The organism is Cohnella caldifontis (assembly GCF_029360585.1).
Lineage (GTDB): Bacteria > Bacillota > Bacilli > Paenibacillales > Paenibacillaceae > Cohnella > Cohnella caldifontis.
Map to the genome: position 1 here is coordinate 32,115 of NZ_JAQZSJ010000001.1, position 14,898 is coordinate 47,012.

Here is a 14,898-nt window from a genome sequence, read left to right on the forward strand (position 1 = left end):
TCCAGCTTGACCCCTGCCTATTACAAAGGAAGCAGCCGGATCTCCTGCCGGTTTTCCAAGTCCGCGACCATGTCCCGCCATTCCTGCGGTTTGTTCGGCAGCGCCTCGTAATACCAGCGCAGGAAATCCGCCGCGAGCTTCGCCGGCACGGACCCCGTTCCTTCGTCCGCCGGGCGGAAGCCCAAGTCCAGCCCTTTGACGGCTTTGCCTTCGTGGTCCCAGGAAGGATGGACATAGTCGATGTCCAATTTGCCGTATCCGAGATGCGACAGCACTTCCCGCCGCACGGCGGGGTGCATCGGCAGCACTTGCCCGAATTCCAGCGAACCGGCCGCGACGGGGTCGTAAATCTCCGCGAACATGCCGAACGATTCCGTGCCGGATTCCCGCTCCAGCCGCCGCAGGTCTTTCTCCCGGTTCAAATACAGGAACCGGCCGATGCCGAGCCCGGGCCGGCCGATAATCGTGAAGTCGGTCATGGCGACGCGCAGCCGGGCTTGGTACCGGTATTCCGTCGCGCCGACGACTTCCCCTTCGCGGACGGCCGCGTACACCTGGATATCCGGATCTTGCAGCGGGCCTTCCCACAATTCGAATGCCAGCACTTCCTCCGGCGGAAAAATCCGGCTCATCAGCCGGTGCATCGAAACGAAATTCGGGTCCTGGATCGATTGAATGCGAACGTATTCCAAAATTACCGCACACCCTTTGCGTTGTCGTTAGTCGAGAAACGGATTCCGCCACTCCATCAAGGCGGCGTATCCGCAGGACTCTTCGTCTTCCAGGTAACGCTCGGCGATGCCGACGGGCAGCCGCCCGCATTTCAGCAGGAAGGTGAGCACCGGATCTTTCCGCCGGCCGCTTGCGACCTGCTCCACGTATTGCCTCGGCGTAACCTCAGCGGACACGGAGCGGTAACCCGGCATCCTCCCGCCGCCAAGCAGCCTTTTGCAGCCCAAATGGACGACCGTCTCGTACATGGAGAACATCAGCCATTTGCCCAGTCCGAATTTGCGATACTCGGGAGCAACGCAGATGTCCACCACGTACAACGTGTCTCCGGCGGGATCGTGATTGCGGATATACCCGTTGTCCGTCACGGTTGCCCAATCGTGATCCTCGTCATGCTCCAGCGTGACCCTCAGCGCCGTCATCGATCCGACGACCTTGCCTTCCGCCTCCGCGCATAACGCGCCTTCGGGAAACCGGGAGACGTGCTCCGTAAGCTGCTCCCGGTTCCACCAGAGCTCGGAAGGAAAAGGCGGAGGGAAGCTCAGCGCCTGCACGCCGATCAAGGCATCGAAATCTTCGCGCGTATAATTCCGGATGACCGCGGGCAGCACCCGGCTCCCGTCCGTCACCCGCAGCTGTTTGCGCATCGGCCTCCCCCTATTTCCAATCGGGATACAAATCGGTACGGCGATCCCGCCAGGTGAACACGGAGCCGCTCCGCCGCACCTCTTCGAGCAGCGTGAGATCCAGATCCGCCGTAATGAGCATTTCTTCGTTGATCTCGCCCTCGCTCAGAATGCCGCGGGGCGGAAACGGAATGTCGTTCGGCGTAATGACGACGGCCTGACCGTAATTCGCCCGCATGAAATCGACGCGCCGCAGGGAACCGACCGTGCCGGTGGTCACGACGTAGATCTGGTTTTCCACCGCCCGCGCATGGCAGCAATACCGCACCCGGTGAAAGCCGTGCCGATCGTCGGTGCAGGAAGGGCAGAAAATGACGTCGGCGCCTTTCGCCCTGACCATCCGGACGATTTCGGGAAACTCGATATCGTAGCAGGTCAGCACCCCGATCGTGCCATACGGGGTATCGAACACCTGCACGCCTTCCCCTTCCTTCATGTTCCAATCGGAACGCTCGGTCGGGGTGACGTGCAGCTTGTCCTGCGTCCGCACGGATCCGTCCGGTGCGAACAGGAACGCGGTATTGCGCAATTGGCCGCCCGAACGCGTGACATGGGTTCCCCCGACGATCCACGTCCCGTAATCACGGGCCAATCGGCCGAACAGCCCCGTATACGCGTCCGTATAATCCGGGAGCTTGCCGATCGGATCGCCGGACAGCCCCCCTCCGATGGAGAGGAGCGGAGTCGTGAGGAATTCCGGAAACAGCAGGAACTGCGTTCCGTATTCGGAGGCGTTGCGGACATGGTGCTCCACCTGGCGGCCGAATTCCTCGAAGCTGTCGACATCCCGAAGTCCGAATTGCACGGCGGACACTCTCATCTTGTTCATCCGGAAATCCCTTCTTTCGCCAAACTCCTTCTAAGATACCACCCGCCGGGCGATTCGCGAAAGGGCTCAGGCGTCGGAACCGGGTTTTCGGAGACGCTGAAAACGGGATTTCGCCCTCCCCGAACCGTGATCCTAACGGCCTAGAACGAGCCCCTGCGACTCCGGAACCAGTTACCACTGTGCCCCCTGAACCAGGCCCCTGGAACCGGACCGGGGAAATCTTCATCGTTCGCCGTCGGAAATGAGAATATTCTAATGGAATTCTAAGAAACGTTTGGAAGCGCTATAAAATCGAACCTTCGTCTTCTCCTTGGTAAATATTAGCATTTTTCAAGACGATATACTTCGATTTGAAAAGGAAGCCGAATCCGCTGCAAGATGGAGGGACACCATGCATCTGCGACACTCGCTCGTACGGAAAACGATGGTTTTCGTCCTCGGCCTGGCGTTCGGCCTGGCGGGCATCGCGTTCGCGCAAGCTCCGGCCGTTTCCGCCTCGCAAGCCAAAGTCAACACAGCCGATCAAGTCATCTCGTTAGGCAAGAAATATTTGGGCGTCAAATACCGCCTCGGCGCGCCCAGCGGCAGCACGAAAGCGTTCGATTGCTCCAGCTTCACCCAATATATATTCGGCGAGAACGGCGTCGAGCTTCCCCGCTCCTCCGCCGATCAAGCCAAAGAAGGCGTCAAAGTCGCCAAAGACAGCCTGAAGAAAGGCGACCTCGTGTTCTTCAAAACTCCCAAACGCACGGGGAGCAAAATCGGTCACGTCGCCGTGTACATCGGCAATAATAAAATCCTGCACACCTACAAATCCACGGGCGTCACCGTATCCACCCTGGACGGATACTGGGAAGACAATTACGTTACCGCGCGGCGCGTGCTTTAACGTTCACGGCGCGGACACGGAAAACCGGCGATTCGGTCCCGAAAACGGACGAGTCGCCGGTTTTTTATAGGCCGATCGCTGGTTCCTTTGTTTTGGGGGAAGCGATTACCGATTCCAATCGAAACCGACGGCGTTCAGGAAAGCGCGGGCGAGCACCATGTGACCGGCTTGCGTCGGATGAACCCGATCCCAGGCAAGCGTACCGGGGTACAGCGTCTTCAGCACCTTGTCGAACGCCGCCTGCGTGTCCACGAACAGCGTCCCATGCTCTTCCGCGATTTTGCGGACGATCGCCCCGTATTGATCCATCCGCGCGCGCATGGCGTCGGACCGGTTCGGCTCGAGGTAGAACGGCGTCATCAAAACGAGACCGCTCACCGACGGCTGGGTACGGCGGACGAGCTCGCGGAGCGTCGTTTCGTACTCCTCCGGCAGCACGTGCCAATCCGTAATGAATGGGGTATCGAACTGACGCCAAACGTCGTTGATGCCGATCATGACCGAAAGCCAATCCGGCTTTCGGTCGGTCACGTCCGTCTCCCAGCGGGAGGCCAAATCGCGGACGGTGTTGCCGCTGACGCCCATATTGACGACCCGGATGCCGAGCTCCGGATAAGACGACTGCAGAAAGGCGTCCACGAGGGTAACGTATCCTTTGCCCGTCGCTCCGAACAACCCTTCCCCATCCGGTCTTTGCCGGTCGCAGTCGGTGATCGAGTCGCCGATGAACAGCAGTTTTTTTCCATGTTCCAGTTTCATGCTCCCCATCTCTCCTCCCCATTTCTCTCCGCATTTCCGTATCGCGCCGATTCCGGTTTACGCGTCATCGCGGCAGCTGGATCGATATCGTCGTCCCGCTGCCCGGCTTGCTGAACACCTCCACGCTGCCTTTATGTAAATCGATGATGCGCTTGGCGATCGACAGCCCGAGACCGCTGCCGCCCGTCCGCCGATGCCGGGCGGTGTCCACCCGGTAGAACCGTTCGAACAGATACGGGATTTCGCTTTCCGGAATGCCGATCCCGTAATCGGACACCTCCAGCTTGACGCTCGTTTTGTCCTGCCGGATGCGAACGTCGATCGGCTCCTTGCTGTACTTGATCGCATTGTCCAGCAAAATGAGCAGCAGTTGGCGGATTTTGTCCTTGTCGCCTTTCATCGGGATGGAAGATCCGGGCGCGTGCACCCGGATGTCGCGGGAGAACGTTTTGCCGAGCATCTGGGCAAGTTCGCGCACGACGCCCGCCACGTCGAACCGGGACACGATGACCCGGTCGTCTTGCTCCGCTTCCGCCAGCGCGAGCATCGATCGGATCAGTTTCTGCAGCCGTTCGGTTTCCGCGGAGATCGCCTCGATCGCCTCGTCGCGGATCGCCTCGTTGTCTCTTCCCCAGCGTTTGAGCATGTCGGCATAACTTCCGATTACGGTCAGCGGGGTTTTCAGCTCATGCGAAGCATCCGCGACGAACTGCTTCTGGTGCTCGATCGTCCGGTCCAGCCGGTCGATCATTTCGTTGAACGCCCGGACAAGCTGCTGCAGCTCGACGGATTCCTCCCGTCCGCCCAGCTTGACCCGGTGCAGCTTGCCGCTTCGGTCGATTTCCCGCATCGTCTGCACCATCTGCGAGATCGGGCCGGTCATGCGGGACGTGAACCAGTAGGTTCCGAAAATCGCCACCACGATCGCGCCGGCGCTGGTGGCGACCAGCACGCTGAGCAGGATTTTCACGTAGCTGTCCAACACCGTGAGGCGTCTGGCGCCCTCCACCGAGCCGAAGTAATTCCCTTTCGCGTCGTACAAGGGAACGGTCAGAAATATGATCCGATTTCCGTCGGCCTGCAAGGATTCGGAAATCAGCGAGGACGTTCCGTCGATCGGCAAATTCATCAGTTTCTCGTCGGTCCCGATCTTGTTGACGATATGGCCTCCCGTCAGTACGACACGCAGCATTTCGTTGGCGTTGTACAGGTCCGTGAGCAGCTTCGGATCGTCGTAACCCTGCATGTTTTGCTTGCGCAGCGTATCGGCCACCAACTCGGCTTTGTTGGCCAGCAGCTGCATTTCCCCGCGCGTCGCGACCCGGATGACGAAGAAATAAACGAAAATATTGTACAAGATCAAGATGAAAATCAACCAAAAAACGGTGAATAACGTAAACCGCGACCTTAGCGTCATGCGTCGGGCTCCCTCAGCATGTAACCTACGCCGCGTACGGTGTGCAGCAGCTTATGGCGGTAGCCCTTGTCCATCTTTTGGCGGAGGTAACGGATGTAGACGTCGACGACGTTCGTGTCTCCGATGTATTCGTACCCCCATACGTCGGACAAGATTTCTTCCCGCGTTTTTTCCTCGTTTTTATGGCGGGCCAAGTATAACAGCAATTCGAACTCCCGCGGCGTGAGGTCGATGGAGTGATCCTTGCGGAACACTTTCCGCGTGATGAGCTCGATCGTCAAATCGCCGATTTTCAGCACGTCCTCGCTTTCCCCTTCGCGGGAAGCCTTGAACATGCGCAGGACGTTCCGCACCCTCGCCAGCAGCTCTTCCATGGCGAAAGGTTTGGTGACGTAATCGTTCGCGCCGTGCTCGAAGCCGCTCACTTTGTCCGGAACGGTATCCCTGGCGGTCAACAGGATGATCGGAATGGTCGAACCGCCTTGGCGCAGCCGGCGCAGCACTTCCACGCCGTTCAGCTCGGGAAGCATCACGTCGAGGAGCACCAGGTGCCAGTCGCCCGATTGGGCCATCTCCAGCCCTGTGCGGCCGTCCGCCGCCCTCCCTACGCCATAGCCTTCGTGTTCCAGCTCCAACTGCAGGATGCGCGCGATTCCGTCTTCGTCTTCGATGATCAGGATATTGTCCTTGGCGTCTTTGGTGTCTTTCATCGCGAGAGTCCCCTTCCTTATCCATGGGTGAGCCATCCGGCCGCGGCGCAAGCGGCCGCGATCCAGAGCGGCGGAATTTTCCGGAACAGCAACGCCGCGAACGCGGCGGCGCAAACCGCGGCATCGGCGGGATCGTAAACGGCGGTCTTCCAAACGGGGTCGTACAACGCCGCCAGCAACAGGCCGACGACCGAGGCGTTCACGCCGGCGAGTGCCGCCCGGGCCGAGACGTTCGCCCGCAGCCGCTCCCAGAACGGCATCGCTCCCGCCACCAGCAGAAAGGACGGGAGAAATATGGAGACGAGCATCGCCGCCGCCCTCAAGACGCCGTCCCAACCGTTCGAAGACGCCGCGCCGATATACGCGGAGAACGTGAACAACGGGCCGGGAACGGCTTGCGCGGCACCGTAGCCGGCCATGAACTGCTCTTCGCCGAGCAGACCGGAACGAACCGATTCCTGCTCGAGCATCGGCAGCACGACGTGGCCTCCCCCGAACACGAGAGCGCCCGCGCGGTAGCCGATGTCGGCGATCCGGGCGAATGCCGACCCCGTCTCCCGGGCGAGCCAGGGAAACAGGACGAGCAGCAAGGCGAATAGGATCAAGCATCCCCATGCGAAACGGCGGCTGAGGCCTGTTGGCGCGTGAGTCCCTTCCGCAGTCGGCGCGGATGGCATCCGTTTGCGCATGAAGATCCAGCCGGCGGCGCCGCAAGCCGCCAGCGGAACAAGCTGGCCGGCGATACCCGGAAACAGCAAGACGGACACGGCGGTGATCAGCGCCATGCCGATGCGCATGAGATCCGGCGTCAGCGTCCGGCCCATGCTCCAGACCGCGTGGGCCACGACGGCGACGGCGGCCAGCTTCAAGCCGTGCAGGATGCCGGATGCCGAAGCGTCCAGCGCGTGGTAGCCGTATGCGAAAGCGGTCATGAGCAGCGCGGACGGAAGCGTAAACCCCGCCCAGGCCGCGATGGCGCCGGGAATCCCCGCTCTGCGCATGGCGATGGCCATGCCGAGCTGGCTGCTCGCCGGCCCGGGAAGAAACTGGCACATGGCGTTCAAGTCGGCGAAAGCCGCCTCGTCGAGCCATTGCTTGCGCCTGACGTACTCCTCCCGGAAATAGCCGATATGCGCGGCCGGTCCTCCGAAGGAGGCGAGGCCCAGCTTGAGGGCCGTTAAGCCCGTCTCCACCCAGCCCGGAACGGCGGCGATCGGCTTCGCTTGCGTCGGTTTCGAAGTTTCTGCGCTCATGGCTTCATTGTAACATGAGCGGGGCGAGTCTGAAAAATGCCTCAAATCAACCGTCCTGCCGCCGAAACCGGTCCCAGCGCGCCGGCCCACGACCGGAACGCCCGCCGGATCGTTTCGTCCCGCAGCCGATCGGCCGGAAACCCTTCGCCGCGCCATACCGCCCGGATGACGTCTTCCGCCGGCAGCAGCGGCAATTTCACGGCCGGAGCCGCCGGCAGGCAAGCCAGCCATTCTCCCCGGCCGGAGAACCGATGATCGCGGTTCGCGATCCAATGATGGCGCGTGCCGCAGGCTTCGGTCTGCCGGCGGAAATCCGCCGCGGCCGCTTGGCGGCGATCGGACCATTTGGCGGGTTGGCAGTCCGCCACCCACCATACGCTCCGAATGCCGCAAACGGCCAACCGCTCCGTCATCCCGGGGAGCTCCCATCGGCTGGACGCGTCGATCACGACGATCGGCGCGCCGAGGCGGCGAAGCCATGCCGCGAATCCGGGCATCGCGGGCATCGTTTCCGCCTCCGCTTCCAGCTTGGCCGGATAATAGCGGGCGCAACCTTCCTGCCAAGCCGGCACGGCGCCGCCTTGCCCGGAAGGATCGGCCCAGACCGCGAACTTGGGCATGCTGCCCGAACCGTTCATCAGGCCGTGCAATTCCGGTTCGCCCGCCGGCCACTCCACGAGCGCGTGCGGGATGCGGCATGCGTTCAGATATCGGGACAGCCCCATCGCCGCCAAGGTGGCTCCCGCTCCCGGATAAGCGGACATGACGGCCACGACCGTCACTCCCTCTTCCTGCAAGCCGGGCAACGGCGTTCCTTCCGCAATGCCGATACGCGGCGGGGCTGCCAACGTTCGTTCCGCCGTTTGCAGCCGCTCCAGAAGCGCAGCCGCGCTTTGCGGCCGATCCGCCGGATGTTCCGCCAGCCCCCATTCGAGCAGCTCCCGAAAGTACGGCGGCACGTCGGGAGGCAACCGGTTCCCCCCGCCGGACGTCCGGCGGATGGCCGCTTGTCCCCCCGAGAGCAAGTAATACGCAAGCGCGCACAAGCTATAGAGGTCGGAACGGGCGTCCGTCTGCTCTCCTCCGAGCTGCTCCGGCGCGGCGAATGCGGGCGTTCCCAGCCGCTCGGTGTCCGCGGCGGCTTCCGGCCGGTAGGGCCGGGCGATGCCGAAGTCGACCAGCACCGCGCGGTCTTGCGGATCGACCAGCACGTTGGACGGTTTCAAATCCCGGAACACGATCGGAGGCTGCCTGCCGTGCAAATACACGAGCAGCTCGCACAGCTGGCCGAAATACCTGCTGACCTTGGCGAACGGCATCCGATTCCCGTTCCGGGCGAACCGGTCGCCGAGCGACTCCCCGGCGATGTACTCCATGACGATAACGGCCCAGCCGTCCGGATCCGGAGGCACGTAATCGACGATATCCGGAAGCTGGGGATGGTGCAGCTCCGAGAGCAGCCGGGCTTCCCGGAAAAACGCTTCCTCCTGGTCCCGCGGGGAAGCGGTCACTTTCAGCGCCCGGCGCCTCCCTCCCAGCCGAACGTCTTCGGCCAGGTAGACGCGTCCCATCCCTCCTCTGCCGATCGGGGCGAGAACTCGGTATCGGCCGCCGTACAACGATCCGATTTCCAGCTCCGGCACTTCTCTGCTGCTGTCTCCCATCGAGGGAACCTCCTTTGCTCTCCTTAATCGTTTCGAGCGGATCATTGCTTCGAATTACCTGAGAGTTGCTTGCCGTTGTGTAACTCTCTTCTCCAACGCCCCCGTATAACCCGCACACACCCGGGCGTTAAGAAACTTTCTTTCTTATCGCCCCGGCATAACCCGCGAACAGCCAGCCGTTAAGAAACTTTCTTTCTTAACACCCCGAATAACCCGCGAACAGCAAGCTGTTAAGAAACTTTCTTTCTCAACTCCCCCGCGTAACCCGCCTACAGCCAGCCGTTAAGAAACTTTCTTTCTCAACTCCCCCGCATAACCCGCCCACAGCCAGCCGTAAAGAAACTTTCTTTCTCAACTCCCCCGCATAACCCGCCCACTGCCAGCCGTTAAGAAACTTTCTTTCTTATCGCCCCGGCATAACCCGCGAACAGCCAGCCGTTAAGAAACTTTCTTTCTTAACACCCCGAATAACCCGCGAACAGCAAGCTGTTAAGAAACTTTCTTTCTCAACTCCCCCGCGTAACCCGCCTACAGCCAGCCGTTAAGAAACTTTCTTTCTCAACTCCCCCGCATAACCCGCCCACAGCCAGCCGTAAAGAAACTTTCTTTCTCAACTCCCCCGCATAACCCGCCCACTGCCAGCCGTTAAGAAACTTTCTTTCTTATCGCCCCGGCATAACCCGCGAACAGCCAGCCGTTAAGAAACTTTCTTTCTTAACACCCCGAATAACCCGCGAACAGCAAGCTGTTAAGAAACTTTCTTTCTCAACTCCCCCGCGTAACCCGCCTACAGCCAGCCGTTAAGAAACTTTCTTTCTCAACTCCCCCGCATAACCCGCCCACAGCCAGCCGTAAAGAAACTTTCTTTCTCAACTCCCCCGCATAACCCGCCCACTGCCAGCCGTTAAGAAACTTTCTTTCTTATCGCCCCGGCATAACCCGCGAACAGCCAGCCGTTAAGAAACTTTCTTTCTTAACACCCCCGCATATTAACCAGTCACGGCTCCGTCATCCGATTTTTCCGGGTAGCAAGGTAAAACCGTAGGCATTCGGTTTGAGAACCCGATTTCATCGGTTTACAGCTAGCGATTGGTGCGTTGGAGGGACTGTATTCGGGTTTGATCGGGTTACAGCGTAATGCTCGCGGATGTCCAGCCCTCTAGCCGGGTCTGATCCGGTTACGGCTCAGCGCTCGCGTACGTACGACCCTGCAACCGGATCTGATCAGGTTACAGCGTATTGCTCGCGGATGTCCGGCCCTCTACCCGGGTCTGATCCGGTTACGGCTCAGCGCTCGCGTACGTACGACCCTGCAACCGGATCTGATCAGGTTACAGCGTATTGCTCGCGGATGTCCGGCCCTCTACCCGGGTCTGATCCGGTTACGGCTCAGCGCTCGCGTACGTACGACCCTGCAACCGGATCTGATCAGGTTACAGCGTATTGCTCGCGGATGTCCGGCCCTCTACCCGGGTCTGATCCGGTTACGGCTCAGCGCTCGCGTACGTACGACCCTGCAACCGGATCTGATCAGGTTACAGCGTAATGCTCGTGCGCGTCCGGCCCTCTACCCGGGTCTGTTCCGGTTACGGCTCAGCGCTCGCGCGCGTCCGACCCTGCAACCGGGTCTGATCCAGTTACGGCTCTGCACTCGCACGCTTCCCGCCCTCTAACCGGGTCTGTTCGGATAACGCATGCCCGGAACCCCGATAACCAAACCTTCAAAACGCAAAAAATCCCGCAACCGGCGAAGCCCCCTATTCCTGGGAGCCGGCCGGCGCGGGATGCTTTCCCGGGCCATGATGCGATCTATGGTTTGCGTCTTACCCACATTGTAACTTCTTCGCGGTTATGAAACAACTGCTTGACCTTGCGGATATCGAACGCCTCCGCGTATTCCTCCGTCAGCTCGCGGAGCGTCTGCAGCGGCTTGCGGTACATCAGCTTCAGCGTGATGATGCCGGATCCGCCGGCCGACAGCGCGGAGGACAACCCGGACACGATGCGGCAAGTGCGGTGCGGATCCCAGCTCATGTCGCAGACGAGCAGATCGAACGAGCCCGGCGCGAACGAGACCTCCGCCGCGTTGCTGCGCAGATGATGCAGACGCGGATGTCCTGACAGCGACGGATCGAGCTCGGCCGGATCGACCGCCGTCACTTTGAGCCCCCGGTCGAGCAGGACCGACGTCCATCCGCCCGGCGCGGCGCCCAAATCCAGCGCGTTCGTGAACCGGTCCAGCGGCAGCTTGAACGCCCGCTCCGCCTCCAGCAGCTTGAACGCCGCCCGCGACAGCAGCCCTTCCTCCCGGCGGAACCGAACGGCTCCCCCCGGCCAGTCCGACAGATTGTCGCGGGGATCGGAACAGCCGAGCAGCAGCGACCCGGCCGCGGCATACACGGACACGATCAAGTCGGCCTCCTTCACGACCGGCTCCGCGCCCAGCTCCCGCAACACCGCCGCCGCGATGTCCCGCGCTTCCGCCGACGAGAACGGAAACGGGCTGTTCATCGCTTTGCGCACCTGAACGGCGACTTTGCGTCCGTGCACGCGGCCGTCCAGCGAACGAGCGTAGGCAGACAACGCGGCTTCGGCATCCTCCCGGCTGTCCGTCAGCGGCGTTTCGGTTTCGAGCGGGAACAAGTGGCGAAGAAACACGGGCTCGTCCCGCCGAAGCTCCTTCACCAATTCAACCGGCTCGCGGCTGCCGGATGTGAACCGGAACGTCTCCCCGGACGCGAGCCCGGAAATCTCGGTTCCCGGAATCCGCCGCCGAAGCTCTTCCATCGCATAGGGCGCGAATCCGGGATTCGCCGTGCCCACGTATGTAGCCATCGTTTTTACTTCGCACCTCCGACCCGCAGCCAAGGGCGGTCGTCCACCCACTCCACCTGCAAAGGCAAATCGTAAGCTTCCTGCATGAACTCGGCCGTCAGCACGTCCCTTTTCGGTCCCTGCGCGGATATCCGGCCGTCCGTCATCAAGGCGGCGTGCGTGAATAACGGAACGATCTCTTCAATATGATGCGTCACATAAAGAATGGATAATTCCTTCGAAGCGAAAGCGCCCAGCGTATCCAGGAATTTCTCCCGTTCGTAGTAATCGAGGCCGGCGCAAGGCTCGTCCAGGATGAGCAGCTCGGGGGAGGCCATCATCGTGCGGGCCAGCAGCGCTTTTTTGCGTTCGCCTTGGGACAACGTCCCGAAGGGTTGGTCGGCCATCTTCCGCATGCCCGCCCGTTCCAGCTCGCTCAGCGCCCGTTCCTTCACTTCCTCCGGCACCTCCTGATACAACCGAAGGTAAGCATAATAGCCGCCGGCGACGACCTCCCATACCGGATCGCGCAGCGTCAACTTCTCCACCAGATTCGAGCTGATATAGCCGATCTGTTTGCGGACCTCCCGCAAATCGACTTGTCCGTACCGATGCCCAAGGACATCGACGGTCCCCGTCGTGGGAAATTGATACCCCGTGACGATTTCCAACACCGACGTTTTCCCGCTGCCGTTGCGGCCTAGCAGCGCCCAATGCTCTCCGGATTTCACCTCCAGGTTCACTCCGCGTAGAATAGCGCGTTCACCGCGCTGCAAAGTCAATTGTCGCAAATGAATCATATCGGCTTGATCCTCCCTGTTCGATTCGCCGCTTCCAGCCGGTCCAGCACATCCTGCACGGAGCCGAAACGGTAAAACTTCGCGACCGATCCGTCCGCCCGCTTGATCAGCAGGCACGGTACGCTTTCGATGCGGAACGCTTGCGCCAAATCCGGCATGACGTTCAAATTCGCTTCCGCCATCGGCAGGTCCGGCAGCATGGCCGCCGCAACCTCCAGCATCCGGCGCGCCGCCTTGCAGGTCCCGCACAGGGGCGTATGCACGAACAGCGCCATCGGCCCTCTGGCCGCGGTCCATTCCCTTCTCCATTCCGACGGCGACCACTCACGCATCCGGTTCCGCCCCCGCCGCGGCGCGCTCAAGCACGTCCTCCGGCATCGGACCGTCGTGCACGACGACGCCGGCCGGCGCGGCTTCGCGCAGCGCGCGCGCCATGGCCGCCCTCCCGGACATGCTGGAGGAATGGACGTAGATTTCCTCGGGATAATCGCCGCTCGCGATGATCCCCCGTACGACGGCCATGCCGTTCGGTTGGCCGTACCCGAGCTCGTAGTCGAGCGACAGCAGGCGGACGTCGCATTCCGCCAGCAGAAGCAGGCACTCCTCGGCCGTCCGGGCCGGCACGAAGCCGCGCGGACATGGCCGCAAGTCGTCCAAAAACACGTTGATCAAGGCGTCGCCGCCTCCTCTTCCCACCAGCGTTTGATCAACTCCACCTGGATTTTATGCGTCCCGCTTATGTCCGTTGGCGTTTCGAGCAGCAGCGGAACCCGGCGGATTTCCGGCGTACGCAGCAAGGCGCGGAATTCCGCCTCGCCGATCCATCCTTCTCCGATGACGGCGTGCCGGTCCCGGCGGGAACCGGAAGGATACCGGGAATCGTTCAGGTGCACCGCCTCGAGCGCGTCCCAATAACCCAGCTTCCGGGCCCGTTCCTCGAACCGCCGCCAGGCTCCCGGGGCCCATTCCCCGCTCGCGAACAGGTGGCACGTATCGAGGCAAAAGCCGACGGATTCGGGGAAATCGCACAGGCCGCGGATTTGGACCAGCTCCTCCGGCGTAACGCCGAAAAGGCCGTGATCTCCCGCCAGGTTTTCCAGCAGGATTTTGGCTTTCCCCTTCCAGGCGGAAGCCACCGTATTGATCCATTGTATAACATTCCGATAGCCTTGCAACAGATCCGGGCCTTTATAGACGCCGAAATGCACGACGACGCCAACCGAGCCGCAAGCCTCCGCGATGTCCAGATCGTTCCGCGTGGATTGGGCCATCCGGGCTGCGTCTTCGCCTTCGGCGGCCGGATTCACCGGATAAGGACCGTGGGCGACCGATACCATGCCGCGTTCCCGGCACCATTCGGCGCAGCTTTCCGCTTCGCGGCGGTCGAACGCCTTGATTTGGAGGCTGCGGGGGTTTTTCGGAAAATACTGAAAGGCGGTCCCTCCGATGGAGGCCGCCCGGACCGCCGCGCCCCGGTACCCTTCTCTCGTGCTGACGTGGGCTCCGATGCGCATCGGTTATTCCGCCTTTTGGCAATGGGGACAGTAAAACATTTTGCGGCCGGCCAACTCTTCCTTGACGATCGGCGTGCCGCAGCGGACGCAAGGCTCCCCTTCCCGGTCGTATACCCGGCAGCGGCTGTCGTAACCCCCGGTCAAGCGATCGTTCGGCGTCAGCGGCTTGTCCATGTACCCTCCGTAGGAGGCGGCCTCCGCCAGTACTTTCTTCATCGAGCCGTAGAGCCGCTCAACCGTCTCCCCGTCCAGCGAAGGCACGGCCGTTCCCGGGTACACGAACGCGTCGAAGCAGATTTCGTCGCTGTAGCAATTCCCGATGCCCGACACCAGCTTCTGGTCCGTCAGGACCGATTTCAGCTTGCCGCGCCTTGCCGCCAGCCGGCTGCGGAACGCGTCCGGCGTCAGCCGCGGATCGAACGGATCGGGTCCTAACGGCTTTAGCTCTTCGTTCGCCTGCTTGGCGCTCATCCGGTGCAGATGCCCGAGCCGCAGCCCGCCGAAATACAGATGGTCCCCGTCGTCGAATTCCAGAATGATCTGGAACGCGTCGTCTTCCTTGGGACCTTCCGGCCCGCAGGCCAGCCAGCCCCCCAGCATCAAATGAAGCAGCAGGCGGTTCCCGTCGTCCAGGTGGAATACGAGTTGTTTGCCCCTGCGTTCCACGAACAGGATGCGTGTCCCCGTTACGCCAGCAACGAACGCGTCCTCCGGCTCATTGATCGATTTGGCCCGGTTCACGGTGGCGCGAACGATTTTGCGGCCGCACAGGCGGTCGTTCAGCAATCTGCGGTACGTTTCCATTTCCGGCCATTCCGGCATGGTGATCTT

The 14,898-nt window shown here is 61.5% G+C and carries 15 protein-coding genes; 1 reads left to right on the forward strand and 14 read right to left on the reverse strand.

Annotated features, from left to right (window positions below):
* Positions 1-20: 20 nt before the first annotated feature.
* From PTZ19_RS00185 to PTZ19_RS00195, 3 genes are read right to left on the reverse strand one after another with little or no spacing between them, the layout of a single operon-like run.
* Positions 21-692, reverse strand: a complete 672-nt coding sequence (locus PTZ19_RS00185) for a GNAT family N-acetyltransferase (protein ID WP_276351395.1) — start codon at positions 690-692, stop codon at positions 21-23.
* Between the two features lie 27 nt (positions 693-719).
* On the reverse strand, positions 720-1,379 hold the full coding sequence (locus PTZ19_RS00190) for a GNAT family N-acetyltransferase (protein ID WP_276351396.1): 660 nt from the start codon (positions 1,377-1,379) through the stop codon (positions 720-722).
* A gap of 10 nt (positions 1,380-1,389) precedes the next feature.
* Complete coding sequence (locus PTZ19_RS00195; protein ID WP_276351397.1) at positions 1,390-2,247, reverse strand: carbon-nitrogen hydrolase family protein; 858 nt, start codon at positions 2,245-2,247, stop codon at positions 1,390-1,392.
* A 391-nt stretch (positions 2,248-2,638) separates the two neighbouring features.
* On the opposite strand from PTZ19_RS00195, the gene PTZ19_RS00200 reads away from it, so the two are divergent.
* Positions 2,639-3,136 carry a C40 family peptidase gene (locus PTZ19_RS00200; protein WP_276351398.1) on the forward strand — a complete coding sequence of 166 codons (498 nt, stop codon included), beginning with the start codon at positions 2,639-2,641 and terminating at the stop codon, positions 3,134-3,136.
* 105 nt (positions 3,137-3,241) lie between these two features.
* On the opposite strand, the gene PTZ19_RS00205 is transcribed toward PTZ19_RS00200, so the two are convergent.
* The 11 genes from PTZ19_RS00205 to PTZ19_RS00255 all read right to left on the reverse strand — a co-directional run bounded on the left by PTZ19_RS00205 (position 3,242) and on the right by PTZ19_RS00255 (position 14,889).
* On the reverse strand, positions 3,242-3,895 hold the full coding sequence (locus PTZ19_RS00205) for an SGNH/GDSL hydrolase family protein (protein ID WP_276351399.1): 654 nt from the start codon (positions 3,893-3,895) through the stop codon (positions 3,242-3,244).
* Between the two features lie 64 nt (positions 3,896-3,959).
* A complete protein-coding gene (locus PTZ19_RS00210) occupies positions 3,960-5,312 on the reverse strand; it encodes a sensor histidine kinase (RefSeq protein ID WP_276351401.1) in 1,353 nt (450 codons plus the stop codon).
* On the reverse strand, positions 5,309-6,022 hold the full coding sequence (locus tag PTZ19_RS00215) for a response regulator transcription factor (protein ID WP_276351402.1): 714 nt from the start codon (positions 6,020-6,022) through the stop codon (positions 5,309-5,311). The genes PTZ19_RS00210 and PTZ19_RS00215 overlap by 4 nt, the downstream gene beginning before the upstream one ends.
* Positions 6,023-6,039: 17 nt before the next feature.
* Positions 6,040-7,275 carry a chromate efflux transporter gene (chrA, locus tag PTZ19_RS00220; RefSeq protein WP_276351403.1) on the reverse strand — a complete coding sequence of 412 codons (1,236 nt, stop codon included), beginning with the start codon at positions 7,273-7,275 and terminating at the stop codon, positions 6,040-6,042.
* 41 nt (positions 7,276-7,316) lie between these two features.
* Positions 7,317-8,939: a serine/threonine protein kinase gene (locus PTZ19_RS00225; RefSeq protein ID WP_276351404.1), complete on the reverse strand. Its 1,623-nt coding sequence runs from the start codon at positions 8,937-8,939 to the stop codon at positions 7,317-7,319.
* Positions 8,940-10,748: 1,809 nt separating this feature from the next.
* Positions 10,749-11,774 carry a 23S rRNA (cytidine(2498)-2'-O)-methyltransferase RlmM gene (locus tag PTZ19_RS00230; protein WP_276351405.1) on the reverse strand — a complete coding sequence of 342 codons (1,026 nt, stop codon included), beginning with the start codon at positions 11,772-11,774 and terminating at the stop codon, positions 10,749-10,751.
* Positions 11,775-11,779: 5 nt separating this feature from the next.
* Positions 11,780-12,553, reverse strand: coding sequence for an ABC transporter ATP-binding protein (locus PTZ19_RS00235; protein ID WP_276351406.1), 774 nt, complete (start codon positions 12,551-12,553; stop codon positions 11,780-11,782).
* On the reverse strand, positions 12,550-12,885 hold the full coding sequence (locus PTZ19_RS00240) for a thioredoxin family protein (protein ID WP_276351407.1): 336 nt from the start codon (positions 12,883-12,885) through the stop codon (positions 12,550-12,552). Before PTZ19_RS00240 ends, PTZ19_RS00235 begins: the two co-directional genes overlap by 4 nt.
* Positions 12,878-13,216 carry a cyclic-phosphate processing receiver domain-containing protein gene (locus PTZ19_RS00245; protein WP_339329285.1) on the reverse strand — a complete coding sequence of 113 codons (339 nt, stop codon included), beginning with the start codon at positions 13,214-13,216 and terminating at the stop codon, positions 12,878-12,880. Before PTZ19_RS00245 ends, PTZ19_RS00240 begins: the two co-directional genes overlap by 8 nt.
* Before the next feature lie 5 nt (positions 13,217-13,221).
* A complete protein-coding gene (locus tag PTZ19_RS00250) occupies positions 13,222-14,067 on the reverse strand; it encodes a deoxyribonuclease IV (protein WP_276351409.1) in 846 nt (281 codons plus the stop codon).
* A 3-nt stretch (positions 14,068-14,070) separates the two neighbouring features.
* Positions 14,071-14,889 (reverse strand): Fpg/Nei family DNA glycosylase, encoded by an 819-nt coding sequence (locus PTZ19_RS00255; protein WP_276351410.1) that lies wholly within the window; start codon positions 14,887-14,889, stop codon positions 14,071-14,073.
* Positions 14,890-14,898 lie beyond the last annotated feature (9 nt).

Coding starts and splice junctions, on each gene's coding strand:
- PTZ19_RS00190 (WP_276351396.1), bottom strand. CDS start 1,379: ATGCGCAAACAGCTGCGGGTGACGGACGGGAGCCGGGTGCTGCCCGCG.
- PTZ19_RS00195 (WP_276351397.1), bottom strand. CDS start 2,247: ATGAACAAGATGAGAGTGTCCGCCGTGCAATTCGGACTTCGGGATGTC.
- PTZ19_RS00200 (WP_276351398.1), top strand. CDS start 2,639: ATGCATCTGCGACACTCGCTCGTACGGAAAACGATGGTTTTCGTCCTC.
- PTZ19_RS00205 (WP_276351399.1), bottom strand. CDS start 3,895: ATGAAACTGGAACATGGAAAAAAACTGCTGTTCATCGGCGACTCGATC.
- PTZ19_RS00210 (WP_276351401.1), bottom strand. CDS start 5,312: ATGACGCTAAGGTCGCGGTTTACGTTATTCACCGTTTTTTGGTTGATT.
- PTZ19_RS00215 (WP_276351402.1), bottom strand. CDS start 6,022: ATGAAAGACACCAAAGACGCCAAGGACAATATCCTGATCATCGAAGAC.
- chrA (WP_276351403.1), bottom strand. CDS start 7,275: ATGAGCGCAGAAACTTCGAAACCGACGCAAGCGAAGCCGATCGCCGCC.
- PTZ19_RS00225 (WP_276351404.1), bottom strand. CDS start 8,939: ATGGGAGACAGCAGCAGAGAAGTGCCGGAGCTGGAAATCGGATCGTTG.
- PTZ19_RS00230 (WP_276351405.1), bottom strand. CDS start 11,774: ATGGCTACATACGTGGGCACGGCGAATCCCGGATTCGCGCCCTATGCG.
- PTZ19_RS00235 (WP_276351406.1), bottom strand. CDS start 12,553: ATGATTCATTTGCGACAATTGACTTTGCAGCGCGGTGAACGCGCTATT.
- PTZ19_RS00240 (WP_276351407.1), bottom strand. CDS start 12,885: ATGCGTGAGTGGTCGCCGTCGGAATGGAGAAGGGAATGGACCGCGGCC.
- PTZ19_RS00250 (WP_276351409.1), bottom strand. CDS start 14,067: ATGCGCATCGGAGCCCACGTCAGCACGAGAGAAGGGTACCGGGGCGCG.
- PTZ19_RS00255 (WP_276351410.1), bottom strand. CDS start 14,889: ATGCCGGAATGGCCGGAAATGGAAACGTACCGCAGATTGCTGAACGAC.